Consider the following 21598-nt stretch of genomic DNA (forward strand, 5'->3'; position numbering starts at 1 on the left):
TTCTCTCCCGTCGATGGTTCTTGATCTTATACAGGCTCTTGGCACAGGTATTTCTTGCGCGGACATTGCCACGTCCGCCCCATCGAGACAAATGTAGGCGACGCTCACCCGGTATTCAGATCAGCGGGTGATGGCAAGCCGCGAACTGGCCCGGCGCCACGGCGCGCAGTTCCGGCATTTCGTCGCTGCATCGCTGATCCGCACGGGGACAGCGGGTGCGAAAGCGGCAGCCGGACGGCGGCGCGATCGGCGATGGCGGCTCGCCCACCGGCACGGTCTCGGTGGGGCGAACGTCCGGATCGGGCACCGGAATCGCCTCGATCAGCAGCGCGGTATAGGGATGCGCCGGCTTCGCGAAGAGCTGCTCGGAAGGGCCGACTTCGCACAACCGGCCGAGATACATCACCGCAACACGGTCGCTGACGGCTTTCACCACCGCGAGATCGTGTGCGATGAACAACAGCGTCAAGCCGAACCGGGCCTTCATCTCTTCCAGCAGGTTGAGGATCTGGGCGCGAATGGAAACGTCGAGCGCGGAGACCGGCTCGTCGCAGACGATGAACTCCGGATTGAGAATGAGCGCGCGCGCGATGCAGATGCGCTGGCACTGCCCGCCGGAGAATTCATGCGGCAGCCGCCCCACCACCAGGGTCGGGTCGAGCCCGACCGCGCTCAACACCTCGTCGACGAGTTGCCTGCGCTTCTCCGGATCCTTGACGCCAGCGATCACCAGCGGCTCGGCGACGATGTCGCCGATCTTGCGGCGCGGATTGAGCGAGGCAATCGGATCTTGAAAGATCAATTGCACGCGCCGGCGCATCAGCCGCAAGGCGTCGCCCTGCATCGTCGTGAGATCGTGACCGTCGAACAGAACCCGCCCCGCTGTCGGCCGGCGCAACTGCAAGACCGCGCGCCCAAACGTCGATTTTCCGCAGCCGGATTCGCCGACCAGACCCAGCGTTTCGCCGCGGGCGATCTGCAAGGACACGCCGGACACGGCATGAACGACCTTGGTGCCGACGGGATATTCCACGACCAGATCGTCAACCGCGAGCAGCGGTTCGCCTGAAGCGGCCGACACGGCTTGCTGCATCATGCGCTGGCCCCCGCATGGATTTCGATCGGGTGGAAGCAGGCGTATTGATGTTCCCGCGATTCGGCTTCCGTCAATGCCGGCTTCTCGGTCCGGCAGCGGGCCACCACATAGCGGCAGCGCGGCGAGAACGAGCAGCCCTGCAGCGGCCGGGTTGGATCGGGCGGACGCCCCGAGATCGCCGGAAGCGGCGTGTGGGGCGCGGCATCCAGTTTGGGAAGCGCCGCCAGCAGCGCTTCGGTATAGGGCATCCGCATCTTCTTGAACAACGCAGGCGTCGGGGCGCGCTCGACCACGCGGCCGGCATACATCACGGCAACCTCATCGGTGCGACCGGCAACGACGCCGAGATCATGGGTGATCAGGATCATCGCCATGTGGCGGCGGCGCTGCTCGCGCGCCAGGAGGTCGAGAATTTGCGCCTGGATCGTCACGTCGAGCGCGGTGGTCGGCTCATCGGCGATCAGGAGCTTTGGTTCGCACGACAGCGCAATCGCGATCGCAACGCGTTGGCGCATGCCGCCGGAAAGCTGGTGTGGATACTGCGCCAGCCGCTGCTCGGGCGCGGGGATGCCGACGGCTGCGAGCAGTTCGATGCTACGTTTGGTGGCGGCGGCCACATCCAGTTCGAGATGCTCCTGCAGCGTCTCGATCAACTGGGTGCCGATCGTGAGCACCGGGTTGAGCGAGGTCATCGGGTCCTGGAATACGACCGCCAGCGACCGGCCGCGCAGCTTGCGCAATTTCTCCGGCGGGATCTGCAGCAGGTCCTGCCCGTCGAACATCACCCGGCCGGAGAGCTTTGCTTTCTTCGGCAGCAACTGCAGGATCGCCCGCGACAGCATGGTCTTGCCGCAGCCGGACTCGCCGACGATGCCAAGCGTCTGGCCGCCGCCGACGGTGAGGTCGACACGATCTACCGCGCGCAGATTGCCGCGCGGGGTCGGCAGGTCGACAGAAACGTCCTCAACGGAAAGCAGCGTACTATCGGTCACAGCGCGCCCTGACGTGGATCGGTGAGCGCCCGCAGCGTGTCACCGACGAGATTGAAGGACAGCACGGTCAGGAACATCGCGATCGCCGGCAGGAAGGCCAGCCTCGGCGCCACGTCGAGGCTCTCACGCCCCTCCCCGATCATGCTGCCCCAGCTCGAGATTGGCGGCGGCACGCCAAGGCCGAGGAATGACAAGGCGCCCTCAACCACGATGGTGACCGCAACGGCGAGCAGGAAGAAGGCCAGGAGCGGCAGCATGACATTGGGCAGCAACTCGCGCAGCAGGATGCGCGCATCGGTCGCGCCAAGCGCCTGTGCCGCGATCACGAATTCACGCCGCGCCAGCGTCAACGTCGCCGCCCGCGCCACCCGCATAAAGGCGGGAACGCCGAGGAAGCCAAGAATGAGAGTGAGATTGAGAATCGACTGGCCAAGAAAGGCGGTCACGGCCAGCGCCAGGATCAGCGGCGGAAACGCCAGCAGCACGTCCATGCTGCCGACCACCGTCGACTCGAACCGGCCGCGGAAATAGCCGGCGAGCATGCCGAGCGCCCCGCCGATCGTGAGCCCGATCACCGGCGCGCACAGCCCAACCACAAGCGAGATCCGCGCGCCGTAGATGAGCCGGGACAGTTCGTCGCGCCCAAGGCCATCCGTTCCGAGCCAATGCTCCATGGAAAACGGGGCGCGCCGCTCCAGCATATCCATGTCGGTCGGGCTCGGCAGCGGCAGCACGGCGGCAAAGATCGCCACGGCAAACATGAAGGTCATCCAGCCGATCGCCGTCCAGAACAGCAGCCCCAGCCTGCGGCCGCGCTTTGCCGGTTGCGCTGCAACGCCTTCGTCGATCGTGAGTTCAAGCGTGGCCATGACGGATCCTGGGATCGAGGACGGCATAGAGAAGATCGACGATGAAGTTCATAATCACGAAACCGGCGGCAACCAGCAGCACCACGCCCTGCAGGATGATGAGGTCGCGGGTATAAATCGCGCCGATCAGGAGCCGGCCGATCCCCGGAAGCGCGAAGATCGTCTCCACGATGACCGTGCCGCCGATCAATCGCCCGATATTGATGCCGGTGACCGTGACCAGCGTGAGCGACGAGGGCTTCAGCGCGTGTACGAACAGGATGCGTGAGGCCTTCAATCCCTTGGCTTTCGCCAGCGCAATATAATCTTCCTGCAGCGTTGCGATCATGTCGGAGCGCAGCACCCGCATGATGCCCGGCCATTCCGCCAGCGCCAGCGTCAGCGACGGCAGCACCATGAAGCGCAGATTTGCGACGGGGTCTTCGGTAAACGGAACGTAGCCCGTCGCCGGCAGCCAGCGCAGCTCCACCGCGAACAAATAGATCAGCAGGATCGCCGACAGGAAGGCCGGCACGGAGAGCATGGCAAACGCGCTGCCGGTCATGAAGCGATCGAAGGCGCTGCCGCTGCGGGCCGCGCACACGATCGCCAGGGGAACGCCGATGACGAGGCCCATGATCTCGGCCAGGAGCATCAGCTCGATCGATACCGGCAGCCGTTCAGTCACCGCCTGCAGCACCGTTTGCCCGGTGCGGAACGACCGGCCGAAGTCACCCTGCAGGATGTTGCCGAGCCAGCCGAAATAACGGATCCAGACCGGTTGATCGAGCCCCATATCCTTGCGAAGCGCTGCAACGTTTTCGGGCGTCGCCTGATCGCCGAGAATCGTATAGGCGAGATCGCCCGGCAGCAGCGACGCGATGAAGAACGTCAACAGCGATACGGCGATCAGGACCGGTGTCAGGTACAGAAGCCTACGCGCGACAAAGAACAGCATGGAAGGTCATTCCAGCCAGGCGTCCGATACGTCGATCACCCCATGATAGATTTTTGGCAGGCCCTTCAGCTTGGACGTGGAAATTGCGTAATAGGTGTTCTGGAAAGTCCAGAACCAGATCGCCTCCTTGTTCACGATGCGGCTGACCGCGCAATAATCTTCGATCCGCTTCTCCAGATCGGCCGTGACCCGTGCATGATCCAGTAGCCGGTCGAGCTCCGGATTGGAATAGTTTGCAAGTGCAACCGGACTGCCGGTACGGAAATTGGCATACATCTGCGGATCGGGATCGGCGAGATCGACGATCCGCCACCCTATCACCTGAAACTGGCGCATGAAGGCGCGTGGCGGGAACGTAGCTTGATCGACCTGCTCGATCTCCGCATTGGCGCCAGCCCGTTTCCAGAACTGCTGCAGCACCTGACCGATGGCGCGGCCGCGCGGCGTCGCGGTGACCAGCACCTTGAACTCGACCGGCTTGCCATAGTCCTTGATCAGCGCCTTTGCCTTCTCGAGGTCTTCGGGAAGCGCACCATCGTCCTTGCACTTGACCCAGGAACCGTCGCCATAGGGATTGCTCGCGGGGCGCGCGAGGCCATTGGTGATCGCCTGCGACATCTTCTTGCGGTCGAGCGCCATCACCAACGCCTGGCGCACGCGGACATCATCGAACGGTGCGACCTTGGTGTTGAAGGCGTAAACCTGCGCGCCGGAGCCAGCGTAGGTGTGCACCTTCATCTTTGGGTCTTTCTGCGCCTTCATGATGTTGTCGGCGTCGTATTCGTCGTCCCAGACGATATCGGCTTCGCCCGACTGCAGGCTGGCAAAGCGCGACTGCGCATCCGGCAGCGGTTTCAAAATGATGCGGTCGAGATAGGGATGGCCCTTGTTCCAGTAATCGGGATTCTTTTCCAGCACCATGCGGTCGCCCGCGGTCCATGACTTCAGAATATAGGGACCGGTGCCGACCGGGTTGCGGTTGTAGTCGTCGCCCTTGGTCTTCCATGCCGTCGGCGAGTGGACAACATTGTTTGAACTCTGAATGGTCATCAGTGCAGGCTGGTTCACCTGCGGATCATTCAGATTGTAGACCACCGTCAATTCATCAGGCGCCTGCACGTTATTAACGTAGGCGATGTAGAAAGCGCAGCGGCATTTGTTGGCCGGATCCTTCTGCCGGTCAAAGTTCTCCTTGACCGCTTGCGCATTGAACGGCGTGCCGTCGTGAAACTTGACGCCCGGGCGCAACTTGAAGGTCCAGGTCTTGTAGTCGTCCGAATGCGTCCAGGACAACGCCAGCTTCGGTACCGCCTTGCCGTTGTCGTCGAGCGCGACGAGCGTGTCGAAGATCGCAGCGGCCGCGGTTTCCACCGCCGTATCGTAAACACCAACCTTCAGCGGATCGAAACCGGGAATATCCAATTCGAGGCCGACCGTGATGCTGCCGCCCGGCTTCTGCGCGTTGGCGGGCATTGCCGACAACGCCACGCCAAATCCCGCCACAAGGAATATTCGCGCGAGCGCGCTCGAACGGATCGCCGCTTTCATGGATGTTCCCTCCGATATGTCGTTCGTCCGGTATTCCGGATCGTCGATGGCTGCCCGCAAGATTGTCTGGAAACGCAGTGGCGGGCAAGGCTGTTCACACGCCGCGGATGAAACGCCGCAGGTTGATGTTTCGCTATGCGGACCGTGCTGTCAGACGCGCGCGGTCGCCTGCGCCTTGCCGGCAAAGGCTGCGATTTCATCCTCTGACAGGCCGGTCTCCTTCAGGTAGGCGCGCGTGTGCTCGCCGAGCGTCGACATGCGCCGCGCCGCCGACACGTTGGCGCCCGACATGCGGAACGGCAGATTGAGCACTTTGAAGGTGCCGCCACCGTCCTCGACCTCGGCCAATGCGCCGCGGTGGGCAATCTGCGGATCGCGCAGCGCCTCGGCGACGGTGCGATAGGCCGATGAGGGAACGCCGCGCGCATTGAGAGCCGCGAGGCACTGCTCGGTCGTCACGGTGCGTGACCACGCCTCGACGCCGTCGATCAGGCTCGTCCAGTTTTCCCGCCGATCGGAATATTTGGCGAAGCGCTGATCGCTCACCCACTCGGGGTGACCGATCACCTGCATCAGGCTCTGAAAAGTTTTCTCGCTGGCGATCGCCATCATCACATAGCCGTCCGTCGTCTCGATCGGGCCGAACATCGGCCGCTGCGTCGGCTTCACTTCGAATTGCGACCATTGCAGTTCGTTCAACGTCAGGCTCAGCATGGATTCGAGCATCGAGACGTCGATATGCTGGCCCTGCCCGGTTGCCGCGCGCTGATACAGCGCCGCCGAAATGGCGCCGAACGCATAGACACCGGTGAGCACGTCGGCATGATAGATGCCGCAATAATCCGGCCGGCTTCGTCCCGGCTGGTAGGCCAGATGCGCCATCTCATAGCCCGAGGCTGCGTGAATCACCGGCGCATAGGCCGGCAGCTCCGCCGACGGCCCGGTCTGGCCGTATCCCGAGATCGAGCAATAAACCAGCTTCGGGTTGAGCCCATGCAGCGAGGCGTAGTCGAGCTTCAGTCGCCGCATCACGCCCGGACGGAAATTCTCCACCAGCGCATCCGCGGTCGCGACCAGCCGGCGGACGGCCTCCAATCCCTTTGGCGACTTCAAATCCAGAACCAGGCTGTTCTTGCCGACATTGAGCTGGCCGAAGGCGGTTGAGCAATTATTCCGCAGCGGCGGGCGGGTCCGCATCGTCTCGCCTTCCTCGGTCTCGATCTTGATAACCTCCGCTCCCATATCGGCGAGCATTCGTGTACAGTGGGGGCCGGCAATCGTGGTTGAGAAATCGAGGACCCGCAGGCCTGCGAAGCTGCCTGTCAAATTCCTCTGATCATTGCCGGCTATGGTCATTGCGTGAAGCTCCTTCGGCCTTTTGCGGCCGTTCGTTTTGGTTGGCGGCCGTGACCCTAAATTGTGCAGCGTCGACAGGAAAGTAGTTCGGTTAGGAACGACCGCCCCCTGCGCGCGTTGTAACAGGTAAGGAAATTGGACCCATTCTTGCATAAGTGACATTGCGGCAGGTACGAGGACGCTTGTCTTGAAGGTCTTGTTCGTCACCACTGAAATGGATGACTTCGTCCGGGTGGGCGGTCTCGCCGCCGTATCCGCCGCCCTGCCCCGGGCGCTGCGCCGCTGGAGCGACGTCCGGGTCATGCTGCCCGGTTATCGGGACATCATCGAACAGTTCACCCACATTGAAATCGTTGGGGAATGCCCCGCTCTGGCGGAGATGCCGGCCTGTTTGCTCGGGCGGGCGTCGACCAAGGATGACCTGCCGGTTTACGTCCTGCTCTGCCCGCAGCTTTACGACCGGCCGGGCAATCCCTATGGCGACGAATCGGGGCGCGACTGGCCGGACAACGACATCAGGTTCGGCCGCTTCGCATCCGCCGCCGCCGAGCTTGCCGCGGGCACCCTGGACAAGAATTGGGCAGCGGACCTGATCCATGCCAACGACTGGCAGGCCGCGCTGGCGCCGGCCTATCTGGCATGGAGAGGCTCAAAGCTCCCCTCGATACTGACCATCCATAACCTCGCCTATCAGGGACTGTTCCCGCCGGACTCGCTGCGCCGGATCGGCGCGCCCGAAAGTTCCTTCCACATCGACGGGCTCGAGTTCTACGACCATGTCTCGTTCCTCAAGGGCGGCCTGGTCTACGCCTCGCATCTGACCACCGTCAGCGCCACCTATGCCAAGGAAATCACGACGCGCGAACTCGGCTGCGGGCTCGAAGGCCTGCTGCAGCGCCGCTCGAACGCGGCGCAACTGACCGGCATCTTGAACGGCATCGACGAAAGCTGGGATCCCAGCGCCTGCGCGCATCTGGCGCAGACCTTCGCCCCCGGCGACTGGGAAGGCAAGCAGGCGAATGCCGATTACGTCCGCAAGCAGTTCGGCCTGGCATTGTCGCGCGGTCCGCTGTTCGGCCTTGTGGCCCGCCTGGTTCACCAGAAGGGCGTCGACCTCGTCCTGTCCGCCGCCGACGAAATCATCGGGGCCGGCGGGCAGATCGTGGTGACCGGCAGCGGCGAGGCCCAGATCGAACAGGCGCTGGTCAACGCGCACCGCCGCAGGCCGGATGCAATCGGCGTCGTCATCGGCTTCAACGACGCCCAGGCGCGGCGGATTTTTGCCGGCAGCGATTTCACGCTGATGCCGTCGCGGTTCGAACCGTGCGGGCTGAGCCAGATGTATGCGCAGCGCTTTGGTTCGCTGCCGATCGGTCACCAAACCGGCGGGCTGGCGGAAACCATCAAGGACGGCGAAACCGGATTCCTGTTTCCGAAGCCGTCCGCGGAATCCTTCCTCGGCGGTGTCAAGCGCGCATTCGATGCGTTCCGCGCCAAGGACCGCCTCGACGCGATGCGGCGCAGCGCAATGGCGCGGTCGTTTAGCTGGGATCTGTCGGCCGCCTGCTACAGCGCGCTGTATCGCAAGACGATCGCGCCTTCCATCATCGCGTAACTCGCGACTATTCCGCCGCTTCCGGCATGACTTCCATCTGCTCGTGAAGAATGACGCCGGAGAGCGGATCGAACTCGCCGACCCACGGCTTCTTCTCGAGTACCGACCTGGTGTGGCGGTAACCGGCGTCCCATCGCTGCGTGATTCCGGACGGACTGAAATCGATGTCCTTGGTGTGGTCCTCGCGGCTGAGCTGCGGGGCGAGCAGCCGCACGACATGCATCCGGGTCGGGCAGCCGTAACCCGTGAGCTCCCTCACCGCCTCGCTGCTGCGCTCGGATTCCGGCAGGCGCGCCGCGAGCTGGTTGATGACATGGCGCAGCCGATGCGCCTGCTGCTGCCGCGCAATGTGGCTGGCGATACGGCTCGAATACTGCACGTCCTTGTGGCGGTTGAGCACCTCCGCCATCGTGGTCGGCTCGGTGCCCGACGGATTCCACAGATGCACGGCGAAGATCAGCGAGTTCTTGCGCGGATTGTCGTCAAACACGGCCTCTGTCGGCGTGTTCGATAAGATACCGCCATCCCAATAAAGCTCGCCGTCGATACGTATCGCCGGGAAGGCCGGCGGCAGCGCGCCCGACGCCATGATGTGCCTGACGCCAAGTTCGCCATCGCGGCTGTCGAAATAGCGCATCTGGCTGGTGCGGACGTGGGCGGCGCCGACCGTCAGGCGTGGCGTGCACTGATTGACCAGATTGAAATCCACCAGCTCCGTCAGCGTCCGCTCCAGCGGCGAGGTCGAGTAATAGCCGGCATTGTCGGCGCCGAGCGGATAGCTGTCGCCGGCATGGGCCAGCGGGTTGGGCCGGAAGAAGCCGGGAATGCCGTTGGTCACCGTCGACCAGTAAGAGAGCTTTTCGTTGAAGCCCGGAAAGATGTCGCGAAAGCTCCAGATCGGATTCTGCTCCATCTTCTTCCAGAATTCGCGCAGGCGCGACAGCCGGTTCTGCGGCGCGTTGCCAGCGATCAGGCTGGCGTTGATGGCGCCGATCGAGGTGCCGATGATCCAGTCCGGCTCGATGCCGGCCTCATGCAGCGCCTGGTAGACGCCGGCCTGATAGGAGCCGAGCGCGCCGCCGCCCTGCAGCACCAGCACGACCTGGCCCGGCTCGGACCTGGCCAGCGATCGCAAGTTCGAAGAACCGACATTCTGAATATCTTCCATGGCACGCTCCCTCGGATGTTTTGTGGCCTAGTGTGAGGTCCAGCCGCCATCGACCGGCAATGCCGTGCCGGTGATCGATGCTGCTGCATCGCTGGCGAGAAAAACCGTCAGCGCACCCAATTCCTCAACGCTCGCAAAATGCTTGTTGGGCTGCTGGGCCAGCAGCACGTCGTGAATGACTTTCTCGCGGGAAATCCCGTGCGCCTTGGCCTGGCCGTCGATCTGCGCCTCGACCAGCGGCGTATAGACGTAACCCGGACAGATCGCATTGCAGGTGATGCCGTCCTCGGCGGTCTCCAGCGCAGTCACCTTGGTCAGGCCGACGATGCCGTGCTTGGCCGCGACATAGGCCGCCTTGAACGGCGAGCCGACCAATCCGTGGGCGGAAGCGATGTTGATGATCCGCCCGAACTTGTTCTGGCGCATCGCCGGCAGCGCCAGCCGCGTGGTGTGAAACGCCGACGACAGGTTGATCGCCAGGATCGCATTCCATTTCTCGACCGGAAACTTATCGAGCGGCGCGACGTATTGAATGCCGGCATTGTTGACCAGGATATCCAGCCGCCCGTGGCTGGCGACGGTCGCCGCGATCATCTCGGCGATCGCATCGCTGCTGGTCATGTCGGCCGCGGAATAGCTGACCTCGACGCCGAAATCGGCGGCCAACTGGTCTTTGGTCCTGTCGATCTCGGCCGCGGCGCCAAGGCCGTTCAGCACGACCGTGGAGCCTGCTTCCGCCAGCGCGCGGGCAATCCCGAGCCCGATACCACTGGTCGAACCCGTGACCAGTGAGACCTTGCCGGCCAGCGCTCGCGGAGCCGCGGCATCTTGCGTTTTGAGCTGGATAGTCATGGCCGTCCTTTCGGGTGGGATTCAGCGCCTTACGCTGACCATCTCCGCTCCACCCTGCCCGGCCGCCTTCAATTAAGGAAATGCCGTCTGGCTTCCGAAACCATACGCCGGCGCTATCGCGGTTATGTTGTCATCGGACGCCGCGATCGGGTACGTTCTCCGCACCATAGACCGAGGCACGACCATGGAGATGCATCAGGTTCGCTACTTCCTCGCGGTCGCGCGTGTACTCAACTTCACACGCGCCGCCGACGAGTGTAATGTCACGCAACCGTCGCTGACGCGGGCCATCAAGCAACTGGAGGCCGAACTCGGCGGCGATCTGTTTCGCCGCGAGCGCCCTGCCGCGCAATTGACCGAACTCGGCCAGCGCATGCATCCGCTGCTCAAGCAATGCTACGAGGCAGCGACCGGCGCGCGCGAACTTGCCTCATCCTTCAAAAGCGGCGAAGTCGGCGCGCTCCGGATTGCGCTGACCCATTCCGTCGACCTGTCGCTTTTGATTCCGCATCTCGACCAGATCAAGCGGATGTTCAATCGCCTGGAGTTCCGCTTTCTGCGCGGCAACGCCCGCGAGGTCGCCGAGTTTCTTAAGAAAGGCGAAGCCGAACTTGGCATTGCCGCCGAAATCAGCGAAGAGTGGGACCGCCTCGACACCTGGCCGCTGTTCACGGAAAACTTCCAGCTTGTCGTCAACAAGAACCATCCGCTGGCGGCCCGCGAGAAAATCGACTTCGGCGATCTTCGCGCCGAGCAATTGCTGTCGCGAAACTACTGCGAACATGCGGCGCGCGTGAACACTTCGCTGCGCGAGCACGGGCTCGACGTGGATCGCAGCCATGAAATCGCGTGTGAACGCGATTTGATCGAACTCCTGGAAGCCGATATCGGCGTCGCCGTAGTGCCCGATACCGCCTCGATCCCGCCGACGCTGAAGCGTGCCAATGTCGAGGGGCTGGATGCGCGGCGGACTGTGAACCTCTATGGCGTTGCCGGGCGTGAGCGGACGGCCGTGGCGTCCGCCGTGATGCGCATGCTGCGCGGTGCCGACTGGCAGCAATTTATGCACAAGGACGGAATCGCATAAGAAAGATTTCCTGCACGTCGGCCTCTGCGCGCGAGGCCGGATCGAGCCTTCGGCTGATGCTCCGGAACCGTCTCCCATTTCGGGAATTTCCTTAGTTGACGCGAGACCGCCGCGGCCAACAAGGGAAATCAGCCATGCCGCAGATCCATACCGACAAGCAGCCCGTTACCCAGATCACGATCATCGAGTCAGAGCCCGAGAAGCAGGCCGAGGCATTATCCGTCATGACCGAGCGCGCCCGCTTCATGGCGACTCAGCCGGGTTTCGTCTCCATCAGCCTGCATCGCAGTCTCGATGGCCGCCGCATCGTCAACTATGTGCAATGGCAGAATCGCGATCTGCTGCGATCGGCCCATCAATCGCCGGAATTTCGCAAACGGTGGGGTCATTTCGACGAGATAACGAGCGAGATCGATCCTCATCTGTACGAGGTTTCTGCGATCATGGACAGCGGACGTTAAGCATCGCAGCTCGATCCATGCCCCTTTGACTCGCTCAATAAGGAACGAGCGAAGATGCTGCGGGCATTGATGTAGAACATTGAGAAGGCTGCCGTCCGGCCCGAAAGATTCTGAAACTTCTCGGCACACCGCGGCGCCATCTTTCCGGTGACCGCTTCAAGGCAACGGATCGGCCCAATGTGCCCGAGCGCCGCCAAACCGACGCCGGCCATGCGGCGGGCACGGACACGCAACATCCGCAAGGCCCAGACGGCGAAACGCAAGCGCGCCTCCCGCTAAGCACAGTGCGAGGTTGGCGAGGAGTTACCGCTCGTCGCTTGCGCTCTTCAGCGCGGCAATCAGATCGTCGATTTCCATACGCTTGCGAAAATCCGGATCGACGAAGCGCGCCTTCACCAATCCGTCGCGGCCGACTACGAAGGTCGCCGGGATCGGCAGCACCCAGCCGTCATTGCCCTGGAAGCTCGCCATATCCTGGTATGACAAGAGCCGCTGGATTTCGCTGCCGAGCCAAATCGCAAGATTGAGCGACAGCGCGTAGCCGTTGTCGAGGTCTGTCAGCACCGGAAACGGCGCTTCCGCCTCGGATTTGAACTTCTCGGCATAGGCCTGCGTCTCCGGCATGATCGCAACCGTTTGCGCGCCCAAGGCCTTAATCCGGTCCTGGGCCTGGATCACCGCCCGCACGTTCAGCCGGCAATAAGGGCACCAGTGACCGCGATAAAACATCACCGCGACCGGGCCGCGCTCGGTCAGTGATTTCAGGCTAACCAGCCGCCCGGTTTCGTCCGGCAGCAGGAACGGCGGCATCACCTCGCCCGGTCGCGGCGCGTTTTCGCCGCCGCCATTTTCATTGACGCGCGCCACCAGCCGGTCGACCGCCTCGCCATAGGCCGGAAAGATCTCCCGCCCCGCCGCGGCATAGGCCTCGAGTTGCTCGCGCAAGGTGCCTTCCATGTCGCGGCACTGCAGGAACGCCAGCTTGAGGCGTTCGGCGTTCGCGGGCGATAGCGTTGTCGTCATGGTGGGCTCCGGCATATCAGCATTATTTTCCGGTCCGGGCCGCCCCGCAAGGGCGGCCCAAACGTTTCAGCGCCCAAAGGCTCAGGGCAGATAGAAGTTACCGGTCGGGTCGAGCATGCCCGAGGTCGAATAGAGCTGGCCCTTGTCCATGAAGAATACAGTGTTGCTCGGCACCTTCCTGGCGTTCTTCATCATCGCATCGTGGTTCTTCGGCGTCGCTGCCATGGCCATCGCCGACATTTTGCCGGGGCCGGCATACATATAGGCCATGCCCGGATTGAATTCCCAGGGAACTTGCGAGAAGGCCGTGGTGGCAATGGCGGCAAACGCCGCGGCGGCGATCAGGGTCTTGGAAAAGGTTTTCATGGGGATTCCTCCGGAGGATGAATGGTGACGCCCGCCAATCGGGCGCTGTCCCATCAGAGTGCCGCCTGACCTGAATGAGAAATGCCGTTGCACAATCGGTTCGATAGCTGCGACGTATCGAGAGGTGGCCAATAGCCCAGCGCTATCGACTTCAGAGCAAATGCGCATTTCATATTGGCCGGCTGAGCTTTCATCCTGTCCTCGAAGGCATGCGCCCAACGACAGGAGATTTCCGATGACAGCTCAATTGACGAACCGCCTTGCAAATTTCTGTGCCTCGCTACTGCTGGCCCTGCTGATCCTTTCCGTCGTCTCCACTGCACGCGCTGACAGCGACGATGGTATCGTTCGCGTCAAGAGTGCGGTGCCGATGGCAGAAGCGATCATCCGTATCAAGGCTGACATCGCCAGTAAGGGCATCAAGTTCTTCAGCGAGATCGACCAGTCGAAGCTCGCGACCGAAGCCGGCATCAAGCTGCGTCCCTCGACCCTATTGGTGTTCGGCAATCCGCCGCTCGGGACGCAATTCATCACCTCAAACCCGAATGCCGGACTCGACTGGCCGGTCCGGCTGCTGCTGACGCAGGACGATAATGGCGATGTCTGGGCGGTGTGGACCGATTTCGGATGGATCGCCAGGCGCCACAACATCAGGGATCGCACAGCGCAGTTCGAGATGGCGACCAAGGTGGTGGACTCGATCACGTCGACCATCACGACCAGGTAACGGTGCCGGCCTGCTTCCCGTAACGTCATCGGGCTGCGCCGCCGGGCGCAGCCTGATCGCATCAAGGGCTGCCAACTGAGGGGATAATTCGATGGTACCGGAAAAATTCGACGTGGTCATTCTGGGTGGGGGCAACGCCGGCATCGGTGTCACCGGTCCGGTCCGGCGCGCCGGGATGTCGGTCGCGATAATCGAGGCGGACCTGCTTGGCGGCACCTGCCCGAACCGTGGCTGCACGCCGAAGAAGGTGCTGGTCGCCGCCGGCCACGCGCTGCACGAAATCGAACGCGCCCCCATCCATCACATCGCCGTCGGCAAGCCGAGGCTCGATTGGGCGGCGCTGATCGACCGCGAGAAGGCCATGATCAAGGACATCCCGGCCAACCTCGCCCGCTCGATGGCCAAGCGCAACGTGGAGGTCATCAAGGGCCATGCCGCTTTTACTGGTCCGAATAGCATCCGCGTCGGAGACCGCAGGCTTGAGGCGAATCACATCGTGATCGCGACAGGATCGAAGCCGCGGCCGCTGCCGATTCCTGGAGCCGAACTGATGATCACTTCTGACGAGATGCTGAGCGAACGGGAACTACCCGCTTCGGTGATTTTCGTCGGCGGCGGCGTGATCGCGCTGGAATTCGGCCATGTCTATGCGCGTGCCGGCTCAAGGGTGACGATACTCGAAGCATTGCCGCAGCTATTGCCGGCCATGGACGCCGATGCGGTCGCGCGCCTGCAGGCCGAGAGCGAGCGGATCGGCATCCAGGTCAGGACCGCCGTCAGTGTCAAGCGAATCGAAACGGCAAACGGCCGCCTGCGGATCGTCTTCAGCCATGACGGCGCTGAGCACGCGGCCGAGGCCGACCATGTCGTCAACGGCGCGGGCCGCGTCGCCAATGTCGATACGCTTGATCTCGCCGCGGGCCAGGTCGAGCACGCCAATGGCCGCGTCGCGATCGACCGCCATCTGCGCTCCATTTCCAATCCCGGCGTTTATGTCTGCGGTGACGCGGTGCCAACCTCGCCGCAACTGTCGCCGATCGCGACCTATGAGGGCGATATCGTCGGCCGCAACATCGTGGAAGGCCCGAAATACACCCCGGACTACGCCAGCATGGCGACATCCGTCTACACTGTGCCGCCGCTCGCCTCGGTCGGCCTGACGGAGGCCGCCGCCAGCCAAAACGGCTTTTCCATCGACGTTCATACCAACGACATGCTCGACTGGTTCTCCGCCAAAACCTATGCCGAAACCGTGGCGTGGTCGAAGGTGATCGTCGATCAATCGACCGACCGCATCCTCGGTGCTCATTTCGTCGGGCATGCCGGCCAGGAGCTCGTGAACATCTTCGGACTGGCGATGCGCTTCGGCATCACGGCCGGCCAGATCCGGGAAAATGTCTACGCCTATCCGACGTTCTCCTCCGACATCAAGCACATGCTCGGCCACGGCTAGCCGCATAGCGCCGCGCTATGGATTCAAAAGCCAACCGGCATTTCCTCTCGTGCGCGATTTACCTGATGGTGGTGACGTCAGAAACAGAGGAGCACAACATGTCCACATCCAACGTCGCGTCACGCACAATCTGGCAAGGCCTCGCACTCGCCGGACTGATCGCAGGTTCGGTTGCGACCGCCTCGACTGCCATTGCAGGCGAATGCCCCGCCGGCAAGATGCAGCCAAATGTCCGCCCAATGGTCGACACCAAGCCGGTCGGCGTTACCGATGTTACGCTTGGCGCGATCAACCTCGAGAAACAGCCGGCCAATATCAGGGATCGCGAGCTGCGCTTCCGCAAGCTAACGATCGAGCCCGGCGGCATCGTGCCCTGGCACAGCCATGACGACCGTCCCGCGTTGATCTATGTCCAACAGGGCGAGATCGTCGAATATGCCAGCAACTGCGCCGATCCGATCCTGCACAAGGCAGGCGAGATCAGGCCGGAAGTCGCCGGCACTTCGCACTGGTGGAAGAACCTCGGCAAGGAAACCGTCATTCTCTATGTCGGCGATGTCCGCAAGGATCCGCACGACCACAACATGTAACGAGCGGTGACGAGCGCCATCCGACGTTCGTTGCCGGATGTGACGGCCTGGGATCCCGCGTGTCGCCCCACACGCCCGGCCGTCACATCCTTCTTTCAAGCGTAACATCGAGAAGCGCCATGACCGGCATTTCCGCGCACATGAAATCGGAAGCGATGGAAATGCAGGGTCATTCGTCCGGCGTGGTGCTGCGGTCCCTCGTCATCGGCCTCACGGCATTCCTGACCGTGGTCGATCTGTTCGCTACGCAGGCGATCCTTCCGTCTCTGGCCCGGCACTACAACGTAACCCCCGCCGCGATGGGCTTTGCGGTCAATGCGAGTACCATGGGCATGGCAGTCGCGGGGCTCGTGGTCGGCTTCCTGAGCCCGCATATCGACCGCCGGCTCGGCATCCTCGTCAGTCTGGTCCTGCTCGCGATCCCTACCGCACTGCTGGCCGGCGCACCCGACCTCACCGTGTTCACGGTCCTTCGTGTCGCGCAGGGCCTCTGCATGGCGTCGGCCTTTGCGCTGACGCTGGCCTATCTCGGCGAGCAATGCAATCAGATGGATGCGGGCGGCGCTTTCGCCGCGTATATCACAGGCAACGTCGCCAGCAATCTGATCGGGCGGCTGGTGTCGGCCGCCGTCGTCGATACGCTCGGGCTGGCCTCGAACTTCTATTTCTTCGCACTGCTCAATCTCGCCGGCGCGGTGCTGGTCTATTTCACCATCCGGCGCGTCAAGCCGATGCACGCGATGCCGACGGCGCAGTCGCCGTTCGCGGCGACGGTCGAGCATTGGCGCAACCCGGCGCTGCGCTCGGCCTTCGCCATCGGCTTCTGCATCCTGTTTGCGTTTATCGGCACCTTCACCTTCGTGAATTTTGTGCTGGTGCGCCCGCCGCTGTCGCTCGGGCGGATGGATCTCGGCGTCGTCTATTTCGTGTTCGCGCCGTCCGTCGTTACCACGCTGTTCGCCGGCAGGGCGGTGGCGCGTTTCGGCACGCGGCCGGCGATATGGGGCGCGCTTGCGGTCGCTGCTCTGGGCCTGCCGCTGATGCTGTCGTCGCATCTGCCGGAGGTGCTGGCGGGCATGGTGCTGGTCGGCATCGGCACGTTCTTCGCACAGGCCTGCGCCACCGGCTTCGTAGGCCAAGCCGCCCGCGACAACCGCGGCGTTGCCAGCGGAACCTACCTTGCTTGCTATTTTCTCGGCGGCCTCGTCGGCAGCGCCGTGCTGGGCCAGTTGTTCGACCGCTTCGGATGGACCGCCTGCGTCACCGGCATCACTGCCTCGCTGGCCATCGCGGCGCTATTGACCGCGCGCCTCACGCTCACTCGGTCCGCCGGGTCTCCGGCATGAGCAACCAGATCACCGTCAGGCCAAGGGCTGCGATCCCGGCCAGTCCCGTGAAGGCGACGCTGCTGCCAAAGGTATCGCTGATATAGCCCGCCAGCACCGTGCTCAACGACGCGCCGATGCCGGTCGCAGTCCCGACCACGCCTAGCGCGAGATTGAAGTGGCCACTTCCGAAGGCAACATCGGCCACGATCAGCGGCACCATCACGCTGAGCACCGCCGCAGTGATGCCGTCGAACACCTGCACCGCGACCAGGAGGTAGGGATCCCTGACGACCGCAAACAACAGGCCGCGGATCGCCAGCGCTCCGAACGCCAGCAGCAGCAGCGGCCGCCTGCCCCACGCCTGCGCCTTGCGCCCGACCGAGGGCGAGGTCAGCGCGACGATGGCCTGCGGCACGATGATGCAGGCTGCGATCAGCACCGGCGCCCATTGGCTCGACCGCGTGGTGACGACGCCGGCCATCAGCGGCAGCATGGCGGCGTTCGCGAGCTGAAACAGCAGCACGCCGCCGGCAAAGATCAGCAGCGGGCGCTGGCGCAGCAGATGGAAGACGCTGGTGGCCTCTTTATCGGGAACCTCCCGCACGACGGCGCCGTGGCTCTGAGCGACGTCGATCTCCCGCCCGCGGATACTGGAGAGCGCCAGCAATGTCGGGATCGCGAGCATGAAGGTCACGAGAAACACCGACCGGCTCGACAGCAGGTATCCGCACGCACCCATCAGGGCCGCCGCCGAGCCGTTGCCCAGCGAAGCGAAGCGGGCGTTGCGCCCAAGCCGTTCCCCCATGGCGAGCGGCCCGACCAGGCCAAGACTGATCGCCGCAATCGCAGGCCCCAGCACGCAGCTCGCCAGCGCGTGCAGAACGGCCGCCGCCGTCACCACTGGAAAGATCGGCCATAACGCATAGGCCAGTGCGGCGCTGCCGATGGTAGCGACCGCCAGGCCCGCGACCAGCCGCTCGGAACGCGCGGCGTCGACGATGGCACCGCCCGGCATCTGCCCGAGCAGGCCGATGATGCCGCCGATCGACAGCACAAAGCCGATCTCGACCTGCGTCCATTTCTGCGTGGTCAGATAGACCGCAATGAACGGACCGAAACCGGTCTGCACGTCGGCGAGAAAGAAGATGAACCAGTCGAGGCCGCGCTGGCTTTCACGCGACGGTTTTGGCCTGCCGCCCGGCGCAGGCGGCAGCGGCACAACGTTGCCCCCACCGGCGGATCGCCCATGGCGATCGCCGTCAATTCGCTCAATCGATTGGGATGGACGCGCGGCCAGGCTGCTCCTCCTTATTTAGGCATGAATCTCTCGAAAAAACGGTGCCGACTGTTCCGGATCATGCGCTAGTGATCGACATCCCACGGCTGCAGACGGCCGGCCGCACCAAGAACGATCACCGGCGCGTCCTCCTTGTATTCGGGCGCCGCCGCCACCTGAGCCTTGGTCAACTCGAGCGTGATGCTGTCACGCTTATTGGCTACGCGCCAAAAACCCAGCGCGCCCCAGTCGACGACGATCTTCCGGCTGCCGACGCCGAGAAAACCGCCGAAATCGATCACCGCGGCGCGCACGGTGCCCTCGCGGTCCACGATCACATCGACGACACGCCCCATGTCTTCATTCGCCGCGCTGCGAACTTCGCGGCCGAGAATGCCATGGGCGTCTCTGGCGCCAATCACGGTCACCGACGGCGGCGGGGGTTCCTTTGCGGCATCCGGCGGCGTGGTGCGGCTACCCTGCGTCGCGCCGGGGTCCTCCGCCGCAAAAGCCGCCGGGCTGCCGGCTAATCCGGCGACCAGAAACAGAATGAGAATACCGATGCGCATGTGGCCCTCCTGACTCTTCGCCGCATGAGCCGCGCATGGCTCTTAATGCGTCAATACGATCGACACCTGAATCTGGCCGCGGGTTCGCACGACCTCGAGCGACACTTCGTCGCCGTGGCGGCGGACCCTCAAATCGACGCTGGACGGTCCGAGCCGAAGATCGCGCAACAGCACCTCGTTGAGGAATTCCGGCAATCGCGGATCGCGCAGACGGATCTCGCCGCGCGCGGCATCGAATTCGAGGCCGAGCGCCGCTTCCAGCAGCGTGAACGGCGTCGCGCTGGCCCAGGCCTGCGGCGCGCAGGCGACGGGATAGAGCACCGGCCCGCGCCGCCTCTCGCGCTGGAATCCGCAGAACAATTCCGGCAGCCGCCGCAGATCCATGTAGCTCGCGGCATCAAACAGGCCCTTGAACAGATGCGCCACCGAATGTTTCAGGCCGTAGCGCGCGAGGCCGAGCGCGATCAGCGCATTGTCGTGCGGCCAGATCGATCCATCGTGATAGGACATCGGGTTGTAGCGGGCCTCGCCGCGCGCAACCGTGCGGATGCCCCATCCCGAAAAGAACTTCTGGCTCATCAGATCGGCCGCGACCCGCCGTGCGCGCTCGGTTCGAACGATACCGGTGAATAGAAGCTGGCCGGCATTCGACGTTCGCACCTTGCACGGCTGCTTGGCGCCGTCGAGCGCCAGCGCGTAGGTGCCGAGTTCCTCGCACCAGAACGCCCGCTCGAAGCGCTCGGCAAGCAGCAGGGCCTCAGATTCGAGCTTCGCCGCCTGATCGATCAACCCCAGGCGTCGGGCGCAGCGTGCCGCCAGCCGCTTGCCGGCAAAGACATATCCCTGCACCTCCGCCAGCGCGATATAGCCTTCGGCGAGTTGTCCGTCGGCATGGAAGATCGCATCGTAGGAATCCTTCCAGCCCTGGTTGGCAAGCCCCTGCTCGGTGGCGCGCTGATATTCGACGAAGCCGTCCTTGTCGGGATCGCCGGGGCCGTCGATCCATTGCAACGCCGCTTCGATCGCAGGCCACAACTCGGCCAGCGTCGCCTCGTCGCCGGTACGTTCGACATAGAGGCCGGCCAGCAGAACGAACAGCGACGTCGAATCGACGCTGCCGTAATATTGTGCGAACGGCACCTCGCGCAGCGCAGCCATCTCGCCGCCGCGCATTTCGTGCAGGATCTTGCCGGGCTCAGCGTCAGCGAGCGGATCGGTGGTCTTGGCCTGGAAGTAAGCGAGCCGCCGCAGCACGCCTTGGGCAATGCGCGGATCGACCCACAGCATTTGCAGCGCGGTGATCAGACCGTCGCGGCCGAACGTGGTCGAATACCAGGGAATGCCCGCATAGGGGTACCGCCCCTGCGGCGTTTCGGTCATCAACATGTTGAGGTCGGCCATCGCCTGGCACAGCACCTCGTTGAAGATTTGATTTGACGTCTCTATGCTCGCCGCACCTGATGTCGAGCGCCGCATCTCGCGGCGGTGCGCCAACAGGCCGCGGAAGAACGGCACCTGCTTCTGCATGATCGGCCTGTTGCAGGATACCGCGACGAACAACGCGATCACTTCCTTCGGCGCCAGCTCGAAATGATAAGTTGCCGCATTGACGGCGAGCCGCGTCGGCCGCGGCTCGAAATGCAACGCGGTAATGCGGGCCTGACCGTCGAGCCCGCTATACTCCAGCACGACATCGGCAGGGCCGAGCAACCGGCTGGAGCCTACTCCCCGGCGCGGCCGCCGTTCGCCGCGCACCTCGAACAAATCGGCGAAATCACTGTCGAACAGCAGCGTCAGGTCGAAACTTGCCGGCCGGTCGCCGTGATTTTGCAGGGCGATGCGCTGGTAGGCCGTGCCGCGCCACAGGAAAATCGAGCGCACGATGTGCAGCGTGTCCTTTTGCAGCGCCAGCCTGCCGTTGCGGTAGACATCGGAATTGGTCAGGTCGACGGTCAGCGCCGAATTGTCGTCACGCAGATTGGACCCGAGCAATAGCGGCTGAACTTCGTCAAGCACCATTTCCAGCCGGGCGAGATAGCGCGTATCGGCGTTGAACAGACCGTCGGGCCCGCCGGCGGAGGCGCCGATATCGCCATGGCTGTCCAACACGATAAAGGTGTCGTCGTGCTTGAGCGAGCAACGCGGCCGCGTCGCCGGGCCCGTCATCGGGATGTAGAATGGCGATTCCGCGACGTGTTCGGCAGCCTCAATGGTGATGAGTTGAGTGACTTCGGCTGTCATTTTCACCTCAAGCGATTTCCTTGCGTGGCAATGGACGCATCGGA

At 63.5% G+C, this 21598-nt stretch carries 21 protein-coding genes; 7 read left to right on the forward strand and 14 right to left on the reverse strand.

The window, feature by feature from the left end; genetic code table 11:
• Positions 1 to 115: 115 nt before the first annotated feature.
• The 6 genes from V1288_RS01280 to V1288_RS01305 form a co-directional block, all read right to left on the reverse strand.
• On the reverse strand, positions 116 to 1096 hold the full coding sequence (locus V1288_RS01280) for an ABC transporter ATP-binding protein (RefSeq protein WP_334355351.1): 981 nt from the start codon (positions 1094 to 1096) through the stop codon (positions 116 to 118).
• The gene (locus tag V1288_RS01285) at positions 1093 to 2088 is read right to left on the reverse strand and encodes an ABC transporter ATP-binding protein (RefSeq protein WP_334355352.1); all 996 of its coding nucleotides are present in this window, start codon (positions 2086 to 2088) and stop codon (positions 1093 to 1095) included. The genes V1288_RS01280 and V1288_RS01285 overlap by 4 nt, the downstream gene beginning before the upstream one ends.
• The gene (locus tag V1288_RS01290) at positions 2085 to 2957 is read right to left on the reverse strand and encodes an ABC transporter permease (RefSeq protein ID WP_334355353.1); all 873 of its coding nucleotides are present in this window, start codon (positions 2955 to 2957) and stop codon (positions 2085 to 2087) included. Before V1288_RS01290 ends, V1288_RS01285 begins: the two co-directional genes overlap by 4 nt.
• Positions 2944 to 3894 carry an ABC transporter permease gene (locus tag V1288_RS01295; RefSeq protein WP_334355354.1) on the reverse strand — a complete coding sequence of 317 codons (951 nt, stop codon included), beginning with the start codon at positions 3892 to 3894 and terminating at the stop codon, positions 2944 to 2946. The genes V1288_RS01290 and V1288_RS01295 overlap by 14 nt, the downstream gene beginning before the upstream one ends.
• Before the next feature lie 6 nt (positions 3895 to 3900).
• Positions 3901 to 5442: an ABC transporter substrate-binding protein gene (locus V1288_RS01300; RefSeq protein ID WP_334355355.1), complete on the reverse strand. Its 1542-nt coding sequence runs from the start codon at positions 5440 to 5442 to the stop codon at positions 3901 to 3903.
• A 150-nt stretch (positions 5443 to 5592) separates the two neighbouring features.
• Positions 5593 to 6798: a CaiB/BaiF CoA transferase family protein gene (locus V1288_RS01305; RefSeq protein ID WP_334355356.1), complete on the reverse strand. Its 1206-nt coding sequence runs from the start codon at positions 6796 to 6798 to the stop codon at positions 5593 to 5595.
• A gap of 187 nt (positions 6799 to 6985) precedes the next feature.
• On the opposite strand from V1288_RS01305, the gene glgA reads away from it, so the two are divergent.
• Positions 6986 to 8413 carry a glycogen synthase GlgA gene (gene glgA / locus V1288_RS01310; protein ID WP_334355357.1) on the forward strand — a complete coding sequence of 476 codons (1428 nt, stop codon included), beginning with the start codon at positions 6986 to 6988 and terminating at the stop codon, positions 8411 to 8413.
• Between the two features lie 7 nt (positions 8414 to 8420).
• Here the strand turns inward: glgA and V1288_RS01315 are convergent, their stop codons facing one another.
• Positions 8421 to 9581 (reverse strand): patatin-like phospholipase family protein, encoded by a 1161-nt coding sequence (locus V1288_RS01315; RefSeq protein WP_334355358.1) that lies wholly within the window; start codon positions 9579 to 9581, stop codon positions 8421 to 8423.
• 27 nt (positions 9582 to 9608) lie between these two features.
• Positions 9609 to 10433 carry a 3-hydroxybutyrate dehydrogenase gene (locus V1288_RS01320; RefSeq protein ID WP_334355359.1) on the reverse strand — a complete coding sequence of 275 codons (825 nt, stop codon included), beginning with the start codon at positions 10431 to 10433 and terminating at the stop codon, positions 9609 to 9611.
• A gap of 184 nt (positions 10434 to 10617) precedes the next feature.
• On the opposite strand from V1288_RS01320, the gene V1288_RS01325 reads away from it, so the two are divergent.
• Both V1288_RS01325 and V1288_RS01330 read left to right on the forward strand, forming a co-directional pair.
• On the forward strand, positions 10618 to 11520 hold the full coding sequence (locus V1288_RS01325; protein WP_334355360.1) for a LysR family transcriptional regulator: 903 nt from the start codon (positions 10618 to 10620) through the stop codon (positions 11518 to 11520).
• 134 nt (positions 11521 to 11654) lie between these two features.
• The gene (locus V1288_RS01330) at positions 11655 to 11981 is read left to right on the forward strand and encodes an antibiotic biosynthesis monooxygenase family protein (RefSeq protein ID WP_334355361.1); all 327 of its coding nucleotides are present in this window, start codon (positions 11655 to 11657) and stop codon (positions 11979 to 11981) included.
• Here V1288_RS01330 and V1288_RS01335 read toward each other — a convergent pair.
• From V1288_RS01335 to V1288_RS01345, 3 genes are all read right to left on the reverse strand, one after another.
• Positions 11978 to 12244 (reverse strand): hypothetical protein, encoded by a 267-nt coding sequence (locus V1288_RS01335; protein ID WP_334355362.1) that lies wholly within the window; start codon positions 12242 to 12244, stop codon positions 11978 to 11980. The genes V1288_RS01330 and V1288_RS01335 overlap by 4 nt on opposite strands.
• A 40-nt stretch (positions 12245 to 12284) precedes the next feature.
• Entirely contained in the window at positions 12285 to 13004 is a 720-nt protein-coding gene (locus tag V1288_RS01340; protein ID WP_334355363.1) for a peroxiredoxin-like family protein, read from the reverse strand.
• A gap of 81 nt (positions 13005 to 13085) precedes the next feature.
• Entirely contained in the window at positions 13086 to 13370 is a 285-nt protein-coding gene (locus V1288_RS01345; protein WP_334355364.1) for a hypothetical protein, read from the reverse strand.
• 235 nt (positions 13371 to 13605) lie between these two features.
• Between V1288_RS01345 and V1288_RS01350 the strand changes: the two genes are divergently transcribed.
• The 4 genes from V1288_RS01350 (at position 13606) to V1288_RS01365 (ending at position 17486) form a co-directional block, all read left to right on the forward strand.
• Positions 13606 to 14097, forward strand: a complete 492-nt coding sequence (locus V1288_RS01350) for a DUF302 domain-containing protein (RefSeq protein WP_334355365.1) — start codon at positions 13606 to 13608, stop codon at positions 14095 to 14097.
• Positions 14098 to 14188: 91 nt separating this feature from the next.
• Complete coding sequence (locus tag V1288_RS01355) at positions 14189 to 15550, forward strand: dihydrolipoyl dehydrogenase family protein (protein WP_334355366.1); 1362 nt, start codon at positions 14189 to 14191, stop codon at positions 15548 to 15550.
• 98 nt (positions 15551 to 15648) lie between these two features.
• Positions 15649 to 16140 carry a cupin domain-containing protein gene (locus V1288_RS01360; protein WP_334355367.1) on the forward strand — a complete coding sequence of 164 codons (492 nt, stop codon included), beginning with the start codon at positions 15649 to 15651 and terminating at the stop codon, positions 16138 to 16140.
• 119 nt (positions 16141 to 16259) lie between these two features.
• Positions 16260 to 17486 (forward strand): MFS transporter, encoded by a 1227-nt coding sequence (locus tag V1288_RS01365; RefSeq protein ID WP_334355368.1) that lies wholly within the window; start codon positions 16260 to 16262, stop codon positions 17484 to 17486.
• On the opposite strand, the gene V1288_RS01370 is transcribed toward V1288_RS01365, so the two are convergent.
• The 3 genes from V1288_RS01370 to V1288_RS01380 all read right to left on the reverse strand — a co-directional run bounded on the left by V1288_RS01370 (position 17458) and on the right by V1288_RS01380 (position 21554).
• A complete protein-coding gene (locus tag V1288_RS01370) occupies positions 17458 to 18687 on the reverse strand; it encodes an MFS transporter (protein ID WP_334355369.1) in 1230 nt (409 codons plus the stop codon). The two genes, V1288_RS01365 and V1288_RS01370, sit on opposite strands and share 29 nt — an antisense overlap.
• A 143-nt stretch (positions 18688 to 18830) precedes the next feature.
• Entirely contained in the window at positions 18831 to 19313 is a 483-nt protein-coding gene (locus V1288_RS01375) for a PRC-barrel domain-containing protein (protein ID WP_334355370.1), read from the reverse strand.
• A gap of 42 nt (positions 19314 to 19355) precedes the next feature.
• Entirely contained in the window at positions 19356 to 21554 is a 2199-nt protein-coding gene (locus tag V1288_RS01380; protein ID WP_334355371.1) for an amylo-alpha-1,6-glucosidase, read from the reverse strand.
• Positions 21555 to 21598: the final 44 nt, after the last annotated feature.

Origin of the sequence: Bradyrhizobium sp. AZCC 2176 (assembly GCF_036924645.1) — a bacterium.
Classification (GTDB): Bacteria; Pseudomonadota; Alphaproteobacteria; order Rhizobiales; family Xanthobacteraceae; genus Bradyrhizobium.

Bases quoted from the DNA above. Each gene is read 5' to 3' on its own strand.
- V1288_RS01280 (WP_334355351.1), bottom strand. From the start codon at position 1,096: ATGATGCAGCAAGCCGTGTCGGCCGCTTCAGGCGAACCGCTGCTCGCG.
- V1288_RS01290 (WP_334355353.1), bottom strand. From the start codon at position 2,957: ATGGCCACGCTTGAACTCACGATCGACGAAGGCGTTGCAGCGCAACCG.
- V1288_RS01295 (WP_334355354.1), bottom strand. From the start codon at position 3,894: ATGCTGTTCTTTGTCGCGCGTAGGCTTCTGTACCTGACACCGGTCCTG.
- V1288_RS01300 (WP_334355355.1), bottom strand. From the start codon at position 5,442: ATGAAAGCGGCGATCCGTTCGAGCGCGCTCGCGCGAATATTCCTTGTG.
- V1288_RS01305 (WP_334355356.1), bottom strand. From the start codon at position 6,798: ATGACCATAGCCGGCAATGATCAGAGGAATTTGACAGGCAGCTTCGCA.
- V1288_RS01315 (WP_334355358.1), bottom strand. From the start codon at position 9,581: ATGGAAGATATTCAGAATGTCGGTTCTTCGAACTTGCGATCGCTGGCC.
- V1288_RS01320 (WP_334355359.1), bottom strand. From the start codon at position 10,433: ATGACTATCCAGCTCAAAACGCAAGATGCCGCGGCTCCGCGAGCGCTG.
- V1288_RS01325 (WP_334355360.1), top strand. From the start codon at position 10,618: ATGGAGATGCATCAGGTTCGCTACTTCCTCGCGGTCGCGCGTGTACTC.
- V1288_RS01330 (WP_334355361.1), top strand. From the start codon at position 11,655: ATGCCGCAGATCCATACCGACAAGCAGCCCGTTACCCAGATCACGATC.
- V1288_RS01340 (WP_334355363.1), bottom strand. From the start codon at position 13,004: ATGACGACAACGCTATCGCCCGCGAACGCCGAACGCCTCAAGCTGGCG.
- V1288_RS01345 (WP_334355364.1), bottom strand. From the start codon at position 13,370: ATGAAAACCTTTTCCAAGACCCTGATCGCCGCCGCGGCGTTTGCCGCC.
- V1288_RS01350 (WP_334355365.1), top strand. From the start codon at position 13,606: ATGACAGCTCAATTGACGAACCGCCTTGCAAATTTCTGTGCCTCGCTA.
- V1288_RS01355 (WP_334355366.1), top strand. From the start codon at position 14,189: ATGGTACCGGAAAAATTCGACGTGGTCATTCTGGGTGGGGGCAACGCC.
- V1288_RS01360 (WP_334355367.1), top strand. From the start codon at position 15,649: ATGTCCACATCCAACGTCGCGTCACGCACAATCTGGCAAGGCCTCGCA.
- V1288_RS01365 (WP_334355368.1), top strand. From the start codon at position 16,260: ATGACCGGCATTTCCGCGCACATGAAATCGGAAGCGATGGAAATGCAG.
- V1288_RS01375 (WP_334355370.1), bottom strand. From the start codon at position 19,313: ATGCGCATCGGTATTCTCATTCTGTTTCTGGTCGCCGGATTAGCCGGC.
- V1288_RS01380 (WP_334355371.1), bottom strand. From the start codon at position 21,554: ATGACAGCCGAAGTCACTCAACTCATCACCATTGAGGCTGCCGAACAC.